At 60.2% G+C, this 14,128-nt stretch carries 14 protein-coding genes; 5 read left to right on the top strand and 9 right to left on the bottom strand.

The features are described 5' to 3' along the window. The 3 genes from M2400_RS30210 to M2400_RS30200 all read left to right on the top strand — a co-directional run. Window positions 1-558: DUF2345 domain-containing protein (locus M2400_RS30210; RefSeq protein WP_259201411.1), on the top strand; the 558-nt coding region annotated here is incomplete at its 5' end. Continuing rightward, window positions 555-2,366 carry a phosphatidylserine/phosphatidylglycerophosphate/cardiolipin synthase family protein gene (locus M2400_RS30205; RefSeq protein ID WP_259227791.1) on the top strand — a complete coding sequence of 604 codons (1,812 nt, stop codon included), beginning with the start codon at window positions 555-557 and terminating at the stop codon, window positions 2,364-2,366. The genes M2400_RS30210 and M2400_RS30205, both read left to right, overlap by 4 nt. Then, on the top strand, window positions 2,366-3,652 hold the full coding sequence (locus tag M2400_RS30200; protein WP_259201056.1) for a sel1 repeat family protein: 1,287 nt from the start codon (window positions 2,366-2,368) through the stop codon (window positions 3,650-3,652). Before M2400_RS30205 ends, M2400_RS30200 begins: the two co-directional genes overlap by 1 nt. 263 nt (window positions 3,653-3,915) lie before the next feature. On the opposite strand, the gene M2400_RS30195 is transcribed toward M2400_RS30200, so the two are convergent. From M2400_RS30195 to cpaB, 8 genes are read right to left on the bottom strand one after another with little or no spacing between them, the layout of a single operon-like run. Next, entirely contained in the window at window positions 3,916-4,194 is a 279-nt protein-coding gene (locus M2400_RS30195; RefSeq protein WP_259201057.1) for a DUF3613 domain-containing protein, read from the bottom strand. A gap of 22 nt (window positions 4,195-4,216) precedes the next feature. Then, the gene (locus tag M2400_RS30190) at window positions 4,217-4,939 is read right to left on the bottom strand and encodes a tetratricopeptide repeat protein (protein WP_177041455.1); all 723 of its coding nucleotides are present in this window, start codon (window positions 4,937-4,939) and stop codon (window positions 4,217-4,219) included. 11 nt (window positions 4,940-4,950) lie between these two features. Next, complete coding sequence (locus tag M2400_RS30185) at window positions 4,951-5,835, bottom strand: type II secretion system F family protein (RefSeq protein ID WP_177129875.1); 885 nt, start codon at window positions 5,833-5,835, stop codon at window positions 4,951-4,953. A gap of 1 nt (window position 5,836) precedes the next feature. Then, window positions 5,837-6,721: a type II secretion system F family protein gene (locus M2400_RS30180; protein ID WP_177114098.1), complete on the bottom strand. Its 885-nt coding sequence runs from the start codon at window positions 6,719-6,721 to the stop codon at window positions 5,837-5,839. Between the two features lie 11 nt (window positions 6,722-6,732). Beyond that, window positions 6,733-8,004 carry a CpaF family protein gene (locus tag M2400_RS30175; protein ID WP_177114096.1) on the bottom strand — a complete coding sequence of 424 codons (1,272 nt, stop codon included), beginning with the start codon at window positions 8,002-8,004 and terminating at the stop codon, window positions 6,733-6,735. Continuing rightward, complete coding sequence (locus M2400_RS30170; protein WP_259201058.1) at window positions 8,001-9,191, bottom strand: pilus assembly protein; 1,191 nt, start codon at window positions 9,189-9,191, stop codon at window positions 8,001-8,003. Before M2400_RS30170 ends, M2400_RS30175 begins: the two co-directional genes overlap by 4 nt. Further along, entirely contained in the window at window positions 9,188-10,411 is a 1,224-nt protein-coding gene (locus tag M2400_RS30165; protein ID WP_177041465.1) for a type II and III secretion system protein family protein, read from the bottom strand. The genes M2400_RS30170 and M2400_RS30165 overlap by 4 nt, the downstream gene beginning before the upstream one ends. Window positions 10,412-10,431: 20 nt before the next feature. Continuing rightward, window positions 10,432-11,370 (bottom strand): Flp pilus assembly protein CpaB, encoded by a 939-nt coding sequence (gene cpaB, locus M2400_RS30160; protein WP_259201061.1) that lies wholly within the window; start codon window positions 11,368-11,370, stop codon window positions 10,432-10,434. 314 nt (window positions 11,371-11,684) lie between these two features. On the opposite strand from cpaB, the gene M2400_RS30155 reads away from it, so the two are divergent. Next, the gene (locus M2400_RS30155) at window positions 11,685-11,876 is read left to right on the top strand and encodes a Flp family type IVb pilin (protein ID WP_177129867.1); all 192 of its coding nucleotides are present in this window, start codon (window positions 11,685-11,687) and stop codon (window positions 11,874-11,876) included. 66 nt (window positions 11,877-11,942) lie between these two features. Beyond that, window positions 11,943-12,350: a response regulator gene (locus M2400_RS30150; RefSeq protein WP_177041470.1), complete on the top strand. Its 408-nt coding sequence runs from the start codon at window positions 11,943-11,945 to the stop codon at window positions 12,348-12,350. 27 nt (window positions 12,351-12,377) lie between these two features. Here the strand turns inward: M2400_RS30150 and M2400_RS30145 are convergent, their stop codons facing one another. Beyond that, window positions 12,378-14,063, bottom strand: a complete 1,686-nt coding sequence (locus M2400_RS30145; RefSeq protein WP_177120480.1) for a ShlB/FhaC/HecB family hemolysin secretion/activation protein — start codon at window positions 14,061-14,063, stop codon at window positions 12,378-12,380. Window positions 14,064-14,128 lie beyond the last annotated feature (65 nt).

The raw sequence follows: 14,128 nt of genomic DNA, 5'->3' as shown, positions 1-14,128 counted from the left end.
ATCCGCATCGTCGCGAAAAAGAAAATCACCCTCAATGCCGGTGGCAGCTACATCACCCTTGATCAGAGCAGCATCGAGTCAGGGACTGTGGGGGACCACTACATCAAGGCAGCGCACTTCGACTTCCTGGGGCCGGCCAGCCTGAAGGCCGCTCATCCGGAGTATCCACAGAGCCTGTCCAAACAACCGCTGCGGATCAGTGTGCCGCAAGCCCCCAATGCGCCCGGTAAAGGCTGGGCAGGCATGCCCTACACCTTGTACGCCGACGGTGCAGTGTTAAAGCAGGGCGTGCTGGATACATCCGGGCAAGTGTTGATCGACCACGAGGTTGTGACCCAGCAGTACCGAATCGTCATGGCCAATGGCGTTAGCTTCCAGATACCGGTGCCCACCGATTACCGAAATGCCGAGCAGGCGAAGCTGGCCAACAGTGGCTTGCACAACCACCGCTCGCAAACCGATAGCGAGGTGAGCCAACCCACATCGCATACAGATCAACGCGCGCTTTACGACGACGTAATGAGCGCAGTCAGTGGCCTGGAAGAGAAAATCTCATGACTCAGACCGACATTGTTGTACCCGTCGCCCTGCAACATACCCAGCAGGCCACCTGTACCTCGCCCTGGTACGTGCAGAACACTGAATATCACCCTGTCGAGGCCACCTATCAGCCATTGATCAACGGGGAAGAAGCGTTCAAAGCCGTGCATTTGGCTATCGCCCAAGCGACTAAAACCGTCGATATCATCTGCTGGGGCTTCCAGCCGTCGATGTATTTCATCCGCGACGGCAAGAGCGTGAGTATTGGTGAACTGCTCAAGGCGAAGGCTAAAGAGGGGGTCAAGGTTCGCGTCTTGGGTTGGGAAATGCCGCTCAACTCCGCCGGCTTTGCGGGCGAGGCGAACCTGCCTGGCAAGGGCACGGTGCGCATCAGTGACCGGGCGCTGCAAAGTTCTACTCAGGCGCAGTACGACGAGGACCGTCGTTGGTTTGCCGACTGTGCGGTCTCGGATGCCGAGGCTGTCAAGCAGGGGACGAGGGGGCTTCCAGTGTTTGTCAGTCGCGGTTTCAGCTGGGAGGAGAGGTCGAGGATTTCCGATGAGCTGAAACATGAACGTCTCGATTCGCAAATCAGCGCAAAGATGCGCAACACGCTGAAGCTGACGGCCTCGCACCATCAAAAAAGTGTGCTGGTCGACTATGAAGTGCCGGCCCGCGCGGTTGGCTTTGTCATGGGCCACAACATGCTCGATGAGTACTGGGATAAAGACGAGCATTCGGCTCTGCGACGTTCCAAGGATACAAAGCCTGAGCCCAATGGCGGCCCCCGTGGCGACACGCCGCGCCAGGATATTTCCAGTCAGATCAGCGGGCCGATCCTGGAGCACCTGCACCATAACTTCGCTACCGCCTGGCGCAAGGAAACCGGTGAGGAGCTGCTCGTATCGCGCAATGCGATGGTGGTGGGACCACAACTTCAATGTACCCCCGGTGCCACTCGCCAGCTGGCCCAACTGTTGCGCACCCAACCACAGACAGGCAAGCGCGACATTGAAAGGCTCTACCTGAACGCGGTCAACAACGCGACCCAGTTCATCTACATCGAGAACCAATACTTTCGCTGGCCACCTCTGGCGGAAGCCATCAAGAAGGCGGCGGCCGACCAGACCGCGGCTGGGCGTGATCCGGGGTTGCATGGCGCGTTGCACTTGTTCGTGATCACCAATGCGACCGATGACGGCATGGGCGCAGGCACCGTGAATACCCAGCGCATGCTCCAAAGTCTGGGGCGTGCCGAGACCATTCCGGGGGTGACTGAGTTGCGGATCAGCGAACAGGTGATAGACGCCGCTCCGCCCCGGCCACGACCTGATTCACGGGATCACGCCGGGCAGAGAGAGCTGGCCAAGTGGCAGGCCGAAGTCGATCAGAAAATCCAGGAAATTAAAGACAACACGATTGTTCCGCAGGAGATCCCTGGCCTGAAAGTTCACGTGTGCTCGTTGGTAGCGCCTGATTCGCCGGCGGGGAAGTCATGGATGCCGGTGTACATCCACTCCAAGGTGATGATTGTCGACGACGTATTCACCACCCACGGCTCGGCGAACATCAACACCCGCAGCATGCAGGTGGATAGCGAGCTGAATATTGCGCATGAGTGGGTGAGTGTGACGCAGGCGATGAGGCGGCGGTTGTGGGAGCTGCATACGGATAAGAGGGGGGCGAAGGATGATCCCGGGGAGGCGTTTGATGCCTGGGCGGAGATCATCAAAGAAAACAAAACACGCCTATCGAAAAATCTGGCACCCGACGCTCCGCTCGTCGAATTTTTTTACGGTGAAAAGACCCTGAAGGATCTTGACTGATGCACCGGCCCCTTCTGCTCTCAAGCCTGCTGCTGGCTGCCTGCAACAACGGCGGTTCCCTTACTCATCTTAACCAGGACATTCCCATGAATCCGATCACTGAGGCTAAGAAAAAACTGGCCTTTACCTGCGTGCACGAAAACATACCCGAGCCGTCGGCCGAAGCCGATGTGCTATTTCAATACGCCCGCTGGTTGCAGAAAAATAACCAGCTCAGGCAGGACAAAACCGTCAATATCGGGATTGAACGACTGTATCGGATTGCCGCTGAGAATGGTCATTACAAGGCCAATATCAACTTGCAGAACGGCGCCTTGCGTGGAAAGTTCAAACTCCGGAACGACGAGCATCTGCGCCTGAGCCAGCAACTGATCGACGCGAACGTGGCGACGGGGTACTACTTTATTGGAGTTTTCCTGAAGAACGGCTCCGCCGGGCTGAAGTCTGATCCGGAAATATCGCTGCGCTATTATCGCAAGGCAGCCGATCAAGGTAACGCTCAAGCCCAAGACTACGTAGCTGAGAAATTAGCTCCGATTAACTTCGCACCGGACATCGCCCGACAGATGCGCCGTTGTGCGGCGGAACAAGGCTATGGCGAGGCAGCAGATTCTTTAGGTGTTGACCTAAAAATAGATGGTCAGTACCAGGCCTCTCTGGAGGCATTCCAACTGGGCGTTGCAGCTGGCACCAGCACCTCGGCCTCACGCTTGTACAAAGGTTTTAGTAATCCGCCACCGTCTAATCAGCTTTATTACCTCGCCCAACAGGAAGACCTTGAACGCGCCGAACGTTACGAAAAAATTTGGCGAATTCTCGCAAATTACTCCTACGCCGACCCCAAAGTCCCTGAAATTAACGAAATCCTCCCCCTGCCCCCCGCCAAATTGCCCGTATGGGATGGAAAACTCCAATGGCTGGAAACCCGCCTCGCCAACATCCCGCCAGAAAAGCCCAGTGAAGCGTTGATCAACCAACTGGCCAAGGCCATGGTCCTCGACCCGGAGACCGGAAAACCAATGCCTGGCTCGCCAGCGTTCAGCGAAACCAACTTCTTGGGGCCGACCTGCGGAAGCGGCGAAGCGTGCCCGCAGAGCGGCTACTGGAGGATCAGGTGGAGTGGCCGAGGGCGGTACTATTTGTTGCAAGCCAACGGTGCTCGCTACTTCGAACAAGGCGAGATCATGCCGAAGGCCGAAGTCGACTTTGATCGCAAGCGCATGTGGCCTCTTTCCGTGAAGATCGTAAAGACAGAAATAGGGGTGACATGGGGACTGCTTGGATGAGGCGCTACGCTCTTATAGGGCTGCGATTGAACGCGCTTATTTAGCCTAAACCCCTACCGCCGCAGGATTTGAACCCATGGCGGAAACAGGGCCCGTGCTTTACTCCATCGAGTCGGTAAGTTGCCCAGTGTCGTCCCGGGAGCCTCTGATTTTGTTTTTCATGGGGTTGCTATTTTCTTTGGCGAAAAAGTGCACTGGTAGCCCTGAAAAATCATGTATTTCTCGTCCTTGCCGCACCATTTGGCACTTCCCCCCCCCCAGGCCTAGTTGCTGGAGCCACCACCGGGGGCCGTGCCGCCCTGTTTCTGGTCGTAGTACTCGGGAATAGGGTACTTGTAACTCTCCAGCAAACGTTGCAAGGCTAGGTCGCGTTCAGCGGGCGTGGCCTTTTGCACCTTGGCGGACGCCCGTTCGCCGCTGACTTGCATCTGCAGCCAGCCCTCGGTCTGTTTTTGCTGTGGCGAAGACGGCCCGGGTTCAATCGCCAGCGCTGTCAGCGGCACGCTGGCTGAGAGCAGGGCGGCAAGCAGTGTGAGTTTCATCGTGTGTACTCCCTTCAGAAACCTATTTGACCGACGCCGGCGGCACGTCGCTGACGGCAGCGACCTGATCCTTCGGCGCTGCCGCCGTTGATGTGGGCGCCTTGAGTTGCTGCGCCCGCGCTTGGGCCTGCGTCACCTGTTCGGGGCTCAGGCCCATGCGGCTGGCCACTTGTGCGGCTTGCTCCCAGTTGTCCTGGTAGATCATCAGCGTCACCAGATTGATCGCTGCCAGTTGATCACTCTGCTTGAGCTCCATGGCCGTGAGGAATTCAAAACGTGCGTCTTCCAGGCGCCGTTGGTTGAGGTACACGACGCCCAGGTCGTTGCGGATTTTCTCGTCGGTGGGCGACATCTTCGCCGCGCGTTGCAAGTGCGCCATGGCCTGGCCGTTGTCACCCCGGGCGGCGGCCAGTTGGCCCAGGCCGTGCTCGCCTTCGGCAGCCATGCAGGTGCCGAGCAGGCTGCGGTACAACGGTTCGGCTTCGCTGCGCCCCAGCAGGCGGTACACCTTGGCCTGGCGCTGGCGCACCTGGGGCAGGGTGTCCGGCAGGTTTTGCAGGTTGGCCAGGCTGGCGTGCAGCTTGCCTTCGTTGGCCATATCGTCGGCCAGGTTCAGCGACAACTCCTGATTGGAATTGGGCTTGGCACAACTGCCCTGCGCGCTGAACCCTGCCCACGGCAGCTGTCCGTTACTGGCGCAACCGCCCAACAACAACAGGCTGCAGGCGATCATCACGGTCTTCATGGCATGTCCTCTTAAAACGTGAAGGCTTTGGCGATGGCGATAAAGCCAGGGCCGGCCAATACGATCAGTAGTGCGGGAAACAGGAACAGCATCATCACCACGGACATCTTGGCGGACATCTTGGAAATGTATTCCTGCAAGCGGGTCAGGCGCCGGTCATCCAGCAGCAGCTTGAGCGACTGCAGTGACTTCATCGCACCGCCGCCCTGATGCAGCAGCTGCTGGAGGATCAGGCAGGTGTCGGTGAGTTCATCCACGGCCAGTACCTGACTGGCCTTGTTCAGTTCTTCACCCAGCTCCAGCCCGGAGTCGACGCGCGCCAGCACCAGGCGCAGTTCGGCGGTCAGCACCGGCAACAGTTTCTGCGCGTCGTAGGCCATGACCCGAAGCGCCTGCTCCACGGCCATGCCGGACTCAAACAGGATGCGCACCAGGGGAATGAAGGTCGTCACTTCCCGGCCGATTTGTGCCTGGCGCTTTTTGGCGAGAGAAACCAGGACTCGCTTGGGCAGCAGGTAACCGATGATCAGGCCCAGCAGGGCGATCACAGCACCATGCTCGGTGTCGGGAAAAAACACATTCAGTGCCAGCGCGGTCAGGCCCAACAGGAGTATCGGCGCGCCGATCTGGCAGGCGGCGAACATCGAACGCTGGCTGGCCTTTCTCCAGCCCATGCGGTTGAGCAGGGTTTGGGTTTCGTTGTCGAGGCTGACGGTGCGCTGGCCGATCCGGGTACTGCCCAACTGGTGCAACCACTCACTCATCTTGTCGTTGCGGCCCGGCTCGCCTTGCAACCGTTGGGTGACCAGGCGTTGTTGACGACGACTGCTCAAGATATTGGCCAGCAGCAGCGATAACGCGGCAAGAAACAATACGGCACTGATCACTATTGCCATCTCATATGCTCCGCAACATGCGCCATAGCACCACGCAGCCGGTGATTTGCAAGGCGAATGCTGCGAGCATCAGGCGCTGGCCACTGTGGTCATCCCACATGGCCATCAGGTACGTCGGATTAACGATCAGGAAGTAGCCCGCGACACTCACCGGCAGCACTGCGAGTACCAGCGCGGTCACTCGGGTTTCCCCCGTCATGGCGCGTAATTGCCGTGCGCCCTGGTCGCGCTCGCGAATCATCTTGATCAGGTTTTCCAGCAGCTCACTGGCGTTGCCTCCGTAGCGGTGGTTGACCTTGAGGCCCAGGGCAAACAGGCGCAGTTCATCCTGTTCATAAAACTCAGCATAGTCTTGAGCCGCGTCGGGCAGGCTGACACCCAGTTGCACATTGCGCTTGATGCGGCCCATGGATTTTTTCAACGGGTCGTCGCTGGCATCGATACCGCTCAAGATCGCATCCGCCAGGGTGCGCCCGGATTTGAGGCTGCGTACGGCGTGGTCTAGCAATTGCGGCAGTTGCTCGATCATTCGGCGCAGCCGGCGGCGGTAGCGTACGGCGATGTACAGGCGTAATGCCAAAGGCGGTGCCACCACCATCACGAACAGGCCTATCCACTGGCCCAGGAGCCCTCCCAGCAGGGCGCCAACGGCCCACAGGGTCAGCCACAGGCCCAGGCGTTCGGTCGGCCTGCCAAGGCCTGCACGGATAAACGTGCGCTCCAGGCTGGTGGCTACCGCGTTGTCTTTGATGGACTGGGGTTGCCCTTGGGCCAGGCGCACCAGCACCCGGTCGGTCTGGGCCTGGCGCAAACCGTTGCGCATCAGGCCTATCCCCAGTACCAGAAAGGCCACGGCGAGCAGGGCGAGCAAAATCGGAACGATCATCGGGTTGCCTCCTACACCGGCAGGTGGCCTTCGTGGCGCAACTTGTCACCCGCGGGATTGACGGCTTCGCGCAGGAAGCCGAAGCCGGTGCGCTTGTCGTGGCGAAACAGGGTGTTGGTGACGTACACGTCCTCGCGGATGCCCACCACTTCCACTATTTCGCTGACGCAACGGCGGCCGTCGGGCAGGCGCGTCAGCTGGATTACCACGTCCAGCGCCGCACAGATCATTTGCCGCAGGGTTTTTTCCGCCACCACCCGGCCGGTCAGGCCCACCAGGGTTTCCAGGCGCAGCAGGGCGTCCTGGGCGTTGTTGGCGTGCACGGTGCTCATCGAGCCGTCGTGGCCGGTGTTCATGGCGGTCAATACGTCGATGACTTCCACACCCCGAATCTCGCCGAGGATGATCCGGTCGGGCCGCATCCGCAGGGCGTTGCGGATCAGGTCACTGGCTTTCACCTCGCCATGCCCCTCGGCGTTGGGCGGGCGGGTTTCCAGGCGCACGACGTGGGGATGACCCAGTTGCAACTCGGCCACGTCTTCAATGGTGACCAGGCGTTCGCGGGGGTTGATCAACTGGCTGAGAATGTTCAGCAGCGTGGTCTTGCCGGTGCCGGTACCGCCGCTGATCAGGATATTGCAGCGCTTGCCCACGGCGTCCTGGAAGAACTCGAAAATCGCCTGGTCGATGGTTTGCATGGCCACCAAGTCGCTGCTTTTGAGCATGTCCTTGCGAAACTTTCGAATCGACAGGCAGGGCCCGTCCAGGGCAATCGGCGGGATGATCGCATTGACCCGGCTGCCATCGGGCAGGCGCGCATCGACCATCGGCGACGACTCATCCAGCCTCCGTCCCAGCGGCGCGAGGATGCGCTGCATGACCCGCTCCACATGGTGGTCGTCGATGAAGCGCAAATCACTCTGCTGCAGCAGGCCATCGCGCTCGACGAATACCCGGTGCGGGCCGTTCACCAGAATCTCGGTGACGGTCGGGTCGCGCAGCAGCACTTCCAGCGGGCCGAAGCCGGTCAGCTCATCGACGATCTCTTCGGCCAGGCGTTCCATCTCATAGCGGGAAATCGCCAGGTGCATACGCGTGATGTATTCGGCGACCTTGTCGATTACAAATTGCGCCAGGGATTGGCGGGTGCCTTCCAGCAGGTTTTTCCCCGACTCTTCGATGGCATCGATGATGTAGCGATGCAGCACCAGTTTCAGGCCGTCGTGATCGGTGTTGCCGACGCTGCCGCGAGGCGGAACACCAAACAGCTTCTCGCCGCTCATTTGGTCCTCAGCAGGCGGTTAAGCCAGTTGGTGGAGGGTTTTTCCAAGCCTTCGGAGCGTTTTGCCAGGCGCTCGCCCAAGGCGCGCAACGCTTGGGTCAGGCTTTCCCGAGGCGCCAGGGAGAACAGGGTCTGGGCCTGGTTTTTCGCGCTCAGGCGCACCTCCGGGCTCCAGGGCAATACCGCAATCACTTCCAGCCCGAAGCTTTTTTCCAGCGCTTCCGAGTCCGGGGCGGCGCCTTTGAGGTAGCGGTCCACCAGCAGGCGGGCGTGGTCCAGTTTCATGCCTTTTTCGCGCCACAGGTTGAGCACCGCCAGGTTGCGGCGACAGTCCGGCACGCTTTGGTCGGTGCACCACAGCAACTTGTCGCAATGGCTGACAAAGGTGCGCAAGGCTTCACTGTCGGGCTGCCCGGTCAGGTTCACCACAATGTGCTGGAAGTGCTGACGCAGGGCGCTGAGCAACATGTACAGCTCAGCCGCACTGGTACGCTCCAGGGGCTCGTCGTTTTGGTGATAGGCGAGGATGCGCAGGCCTGCTTCGGCTGACGTGAACGCGCTGTTGATCAGGGTCGAGTCCAGGCGGCGCAGGTGGCGCAGGGCATCGCCGAAATGAAAAGAACTTTCCAGCCCCAGCAATGCCAGGCTGTCTGCGAGGGGCAGGCCCAGGTCGAGCAATAACGTTTGCTGCCCGCTCTTTTGCACCACCAACGCCAAGTGGCTGGCGATCAGCGCGCCGTCGGCATTGCCTTGGGTGCCGTAGAGCACGGTCAGCCCGCCCAGATGGGCATTGGGGGTCACTGCCGGCAAGCGTTTACTGAGGCGGCGGACCAGGCCGGCGACTTCACTGGAGCGTGAGCCGTAGGCCACAAAGTCCCGTGCGCCGGCACGCATCGCGTTCAGCACGAGCTGGTTGTCCATGCCGTCGCCCAAGGCCACGATGGCGAGCATGGGCTTGGCTTCCAGGGCGCCTTCGATCAGGGCGCACTGGGTGGTCACGTGTTCACGGTCCAGGCCAATGAACACCAGGTTGGCGAAGGTCACGTCCACCAGCGCCAACAATTCGTCGAGGCTGCCAGCGCCAGCGCTGACCACCTGGCCCAGAGGCGCGAGTGCACCCTGGAGCCATTCCAGATCCGTGGTGTTGCGGGTGATTGCCAAAAAGGTCTGGCTCAGGCTCTCGCTCATTCGGACAGTCCACTGCGGCGGTCGAAATTGCCGTTTTCGAGGAAATACAGGCGGTACCAGTTAGGGTCGTAGTTGCGCAGTTTTTCTCCTGGCAACGAAGGCAGTTGGGCGTTGGCAGCCAGGGGCTGAACAAGGTGTGGGGTGACGATCATCAGCAACTCTTTTTCCTGGCGGCTGACGCTGGAGTCGCGAAAGAACGCACCCAGGATCGGGATGTCGCCCAGGCCCGGAAACTTGCTGACGCTGGAGGTGTTGTTGGTGCTGATCAGGCCGCTGATCACGAAGCTTTCGCCGTCGGCCAGGGAGATGCTGGTGTCGGTACGGCGGATCGTCAGCGCCGGTACCGAGATGCCCTGGATGGTGACGGCGTTGCTGTAGTCCAGCTCACTGACCTCCGGCGCGACCTTCAGGGAAATTCGCCCATGGTCGATGACGGTCGGGGTCAGGGTCAGACGGATACCGAACTCCTTGTACTCGATGGAGATGGTGTTGCTGCCGCTGCTGGGCACCGGGATCGGCACTTCACCACCGGCGAGGAAGGTCGCACTTTGCCCACTGAGCGCCACCAGGCTTGGGCGGGCCAGGGTGTAAGCAAACCCGCTGCTTTCCAGGGCGTTGATCATGGCCGAGACACGCCCGCCGCCAAAGCCGATGTTGAAGGTGTCGTTGTTCACCGGGAGTCCCCGGAATCCCGTGGCTGCCGCGTTGGCGACATTGTTTGGGGCACCGAACAGAAAGTTGCCACCCCGGCCAAATATCGAGGTACTGGCCTCCTTGAGTTTGGTGCGGCTCACTTCCACAAAACGGATGTCGGTTTGCACCTGGCTGGGCAGCGTCGGGTCATCGGACGGCGACAGGGCCAGGCTGGTCAGGGCCGAGGTGGCCTTGCCCTGGACGAACACCATGCTCTGGCGCGGGCTGCTGGAACAGGCCGTCCAGACCATCAGGCTGGTGGTGCCAGGCGCCATGCCGGTGAGCAGGAATGCCTGGTTGCCGTTGACCTGCACATCGGCCACTTTCGGATCGCCAATGGCCAGCCGCGTAATCGGCACCGGCGATTGAATGGCTTGTTGAGTGCCTTCGCCCACCTGCAGCACCGCCGGAAGCTGGCCCAGGCCAGCGCAGTTACCTGACGCTGCCAGTGCCGCCCCGACGGGCAGGCTCAGGGTGAAAAGAGCCCCGAATACTCGCGAAAAAAACCACACGGTACGACTGCTCATTCAAGGCATCCTTAGCACTTTCAGGGCGTTTGTTGAGTCACCTGGTTGCCGCGTATCACCTCGACCCCCGAGCGTTTTGGAGCACCATTGGCGGTGGCTTGGCCGAAGCTGTTAAGGGGCGCCGGGCTGAAAGACAATTGGTTGAACTGATAGAGATCGCGCTTGGTGTTTTCCAGGTTCATCGCGGACTCCGTTTCACCGGCCCAGTATTGGCTCAGCAGTTGTTCGTCGGCACTGCGTACAGCCAGGCGCAACACACCGGATTGGGCCGCGAGCATCAGCCGGCTCATGAGCTCCTCGGGTACCGCGAGGAGTACCGTGCGTGCGCTGGCGCGATTCTGCTGTGCCTTGAGTTTTTCGTCCGGGGTGCTCGGTGGTACAGAGCCGGGCTGGCCATCGTTGGTCAACCCCAATTGATCGCCCACACCCAGCAGGCGCAAGGCGGGTACCACCACTTGTGCGGACTGCTGCGGGTTGCTGGCTTCCTGGCGCAGGAAGAGCAGGACGTCCACGTAGTCGCCCGGGTTGAGTTGCCCGCCGGCACCGATCACTTCATCCACCGCGACCGCCAGGGCTCGCTCGTTGGGGCGGATCATTCGCGCCAGGGTGCCGCCGGAGTTGAAGCTCTCCTCGGTCAGCCAGGTTCCGGCCGGCAGCGGTCGCCAAGGGATCTTGCCCACGGCCTGGTCGAGGTTGGTCAGGCTGCCGGCGGGAACCGTGCGCAGTCTTTCCAGGGTCAGGTCGGCGGCGGTGAGTGCCACAAAAGGCGCAACATCGTGGGCCAGGACCACCACGGGTTGGCGTGTCTGGTCTTCGGTGACGGGTTGTACAACGTCGGGTGATGGGGGCACGGGCGGGGCGACAGGGGCAGGGCGGCTGAGTACCAGGCCCCAGTAGCCTGCAATCAATGCACCTACCAATAGCAGCCCGGCAAGAATCAAGCTAATCCGACTGTTCATGAAGGCTCTCCCTTTCCTGCTGCATCCACTGCACTTTCCTACTAATGCCTGCGTATTCGGGTTACTGCGAGCGTCTAACTATTTCGCTATTTGAAGGTAGTTCAGCTAGGACAAAATGCCATTACTGGGCAGAAAATATCTCCAAGTCTTCTGAAAAAGTTGGATTTTTGGCGTCAGTCTATCGACTACTACTTTGTGATTAATCAGTTCTTACAGTTGTTGGTATGGGGTTTGTTGACAATGCTCTAGTGGCACACCGGAATCATTTTGTGATGCCGCGATACCGGCGCCATGGGCGCAAAGGAGAAGTCATTATGTTCCTTGATCTGATTCGCATGGGTTTCATCAAAGTCCAGATTTTTTTCTATTCGAAAGAAGGAGCGTCAGGTATCGAGTACGCGCTGGTAGCGGCTATGGTTGCTGTGGCGCTGGCTGCCTTTATTACACCCATCCGGACGGCGATAACCGGCGTCTTTACCTCGATACAAGCCGCCATTCATACTTGACGCTGGTACTCGCGCAAACACGTGCAGGTTCCGCTGAATGATCTATTGCGCATCAGGCATTTCTCCATGAATTCCTCTTTGTCTCCCCGGCAACAAATCCTTTTGGTGGACGATGAAGAGGACGCCCTCATTGAACTGGCCGAGTCGCTGGAGAATGAGGGCTTTGTCTGTTTTACCGCCACCTCGGTCACCTTCGCTTTGCAAGAGCTGACCCTGCATCCCGATATCGCCCTGGTGATCACCGACCTGCGCATGCCCGAGGAAAGCGGTATCTCCTTGATCAAGCGCCTGCGCGAACACACCTCACGCCAGCACCTGCCGGTGATCGTCATGTCTGGCCATGCCGAGATGGATGATGTCAGTGACATGCTGCGCTTGCAGGTGCTGGACCTGTTTCGCAAGCCGATCTACCTGGTACGGTTGATCGACACCCTCAACAGCCTTTTCCCCATTCCGAAAATCAGGCTCATGTAGGAGCGAGCGGGCTCGCTCCTACAGGGTTCAGAGTTGGTAGCTGAAACTCAACGTATACCGCGGCCGTCGATTGAAGCTGTCCAGGGCGATGTCCGACATTGGCTTGGCCGCTTCCAGCGCGATGTTGTAGTACTTGTTATCGCCGAAGCGCAGACCCACCGCCGCCGATGACATGTTGTTGCCCTTGACCGGCAGTTCGTTGAACCAGGTCTTGGCCTTGTCCAGCACCACATACGGCTGCAGGATTTTTACCCACTCGCCGCTGCGGTTGAAGCTGTAGTTGACCTCATACGCCACGCCCCAACCCTTGTCGCCCGAGCCCTGGTCATCCGGGTAACCGCGCCCGAAATTCTGCCCGCCGAACGTCGCCCGTTCGCTGTCGGGCAAGGTGTCGTCGCTCCAGTAAAAGGCCGCCGATGCGACGCCTTGCCAGTTGTCGAAGAACTTGTCGCTCTGCACGCCCGAGACGCGCAGGCGGAAGAAGTCGATGTCGGGCTTTATGCCCTCGAAGTCACTGCGGGTCTTGGCACCCAGGCCGTCGATGCCTTGGTACAGGCCGGCGCTGAGGATGCGCAGTTGGCGCGTGTCGGATTTGCGCCAGTCGCCTTCAAACGCCAGGGCGCGCAGGTTGGTTTCCAGGTCGAAACGTTGGGGGAAACCCACCAGTTGATAACGGGTGGTCTGGTCCACGGCATAGAGCCGCGTGCCCAGGGTCAGCGACTCGGTGGGGGAGGCGATCAGGGGATGGCTGAGGCCGATGGAATAGCGGTCGATTTCCTGGTGGGGCTTGAGTTCAAAACCACCGTCCAGCTGCACATTGCTGCGTGGGTCGGCGCGGTAGCGCTCGGCGTTGACCACCAGTTGGGTACCCTCGGCATTCACGAACTGGCTGTAGCCCAGGCGGTAGTAGTGCTCCTTGTCCTCGCCGGGCGGGAACAGGCCGCTGACGCTCAACTGCTCGCCCATGGAGGTCTGGGAATTGCTGGTGCCGGTGATCAGGGCTTGCAGGCCGCCACGGCTGTCGTCGGTCATGCTCATGCTGCTGGTGAAGGGTTTGCGCGAGGCCTGGATCTGCATGCGCGTGCCGCCATCGGTGGTGCCCGGCGGCGGTACTTGCGCCTGCAGCGTCACTCCCGGAATACGCCCCATCAACGTGGTGTAGCGTTCGAAGGTCTTGCGGGTCAGCGGGCGCTCGGCCAGCAGCTTGGCTGCCAGTTTGTCGACGTAGGCCGAGACTGAACCGATGTCGCCCTGAATGTTGTAATCCTTGATGTAGCCCTCCACCAGCACCACGTGCACCAGGCCGTTTTCGAAGCGCTGGTCGGGCAAGTAGGCGTAGGACAACAGGTAGCCATCCTGCTGGTAGCGGCGGGTGATGCCGCGGGTGGCTTCAATCAATTGGGCGACGGTGGTTTCGTGGCCAATCAGCGGCTCGAAAACCTGGGCCACGTCCTTGAGCGGGTAGATCGTGCCTCCGTCGATTTGCAGCTTGCGAATGGTCACTTTGGTGTCCATCAACAGCGGCTGGCCCTGGGTGGCCGCCGGCTCCGGCAATTGGGTCTGCGGGGTGACCGGGCGGTAGGCATCGGCGGGGAGATTGGGCACCGGCAGGTTGCGAATGGTGTCGTTACTGTTGAGGAAACTGGGCAGGGTCTCGGCGTGGACACTGGAAGCAATGAGGGTGAGCAGAAACAAAGGCGTCAGGGCGCGCATAGGACACTCCATGGTCAAACTGCAGCAGCGTTTCGCGGATTCCCGCCGGGTTCTGGGGCGCGGTT

The organism is Pseudomonas sp. BIGb0558, assembly GCF_024807515.1.
In the GTDB taxonomy this organism is placed as follows: Bacteria; Pseudomonadota; Gammaproteobacteria; order Pseudomonadales; family Pseudomonadaceae; genus Aquipseudomonas; species Aquipseudomonas yamanorum_A.
The sequence above is the reverse complement of the archived record's forward strand: the minus strand, read 5'-3'. Positions and strand labels throughout refer to the sequence as shown.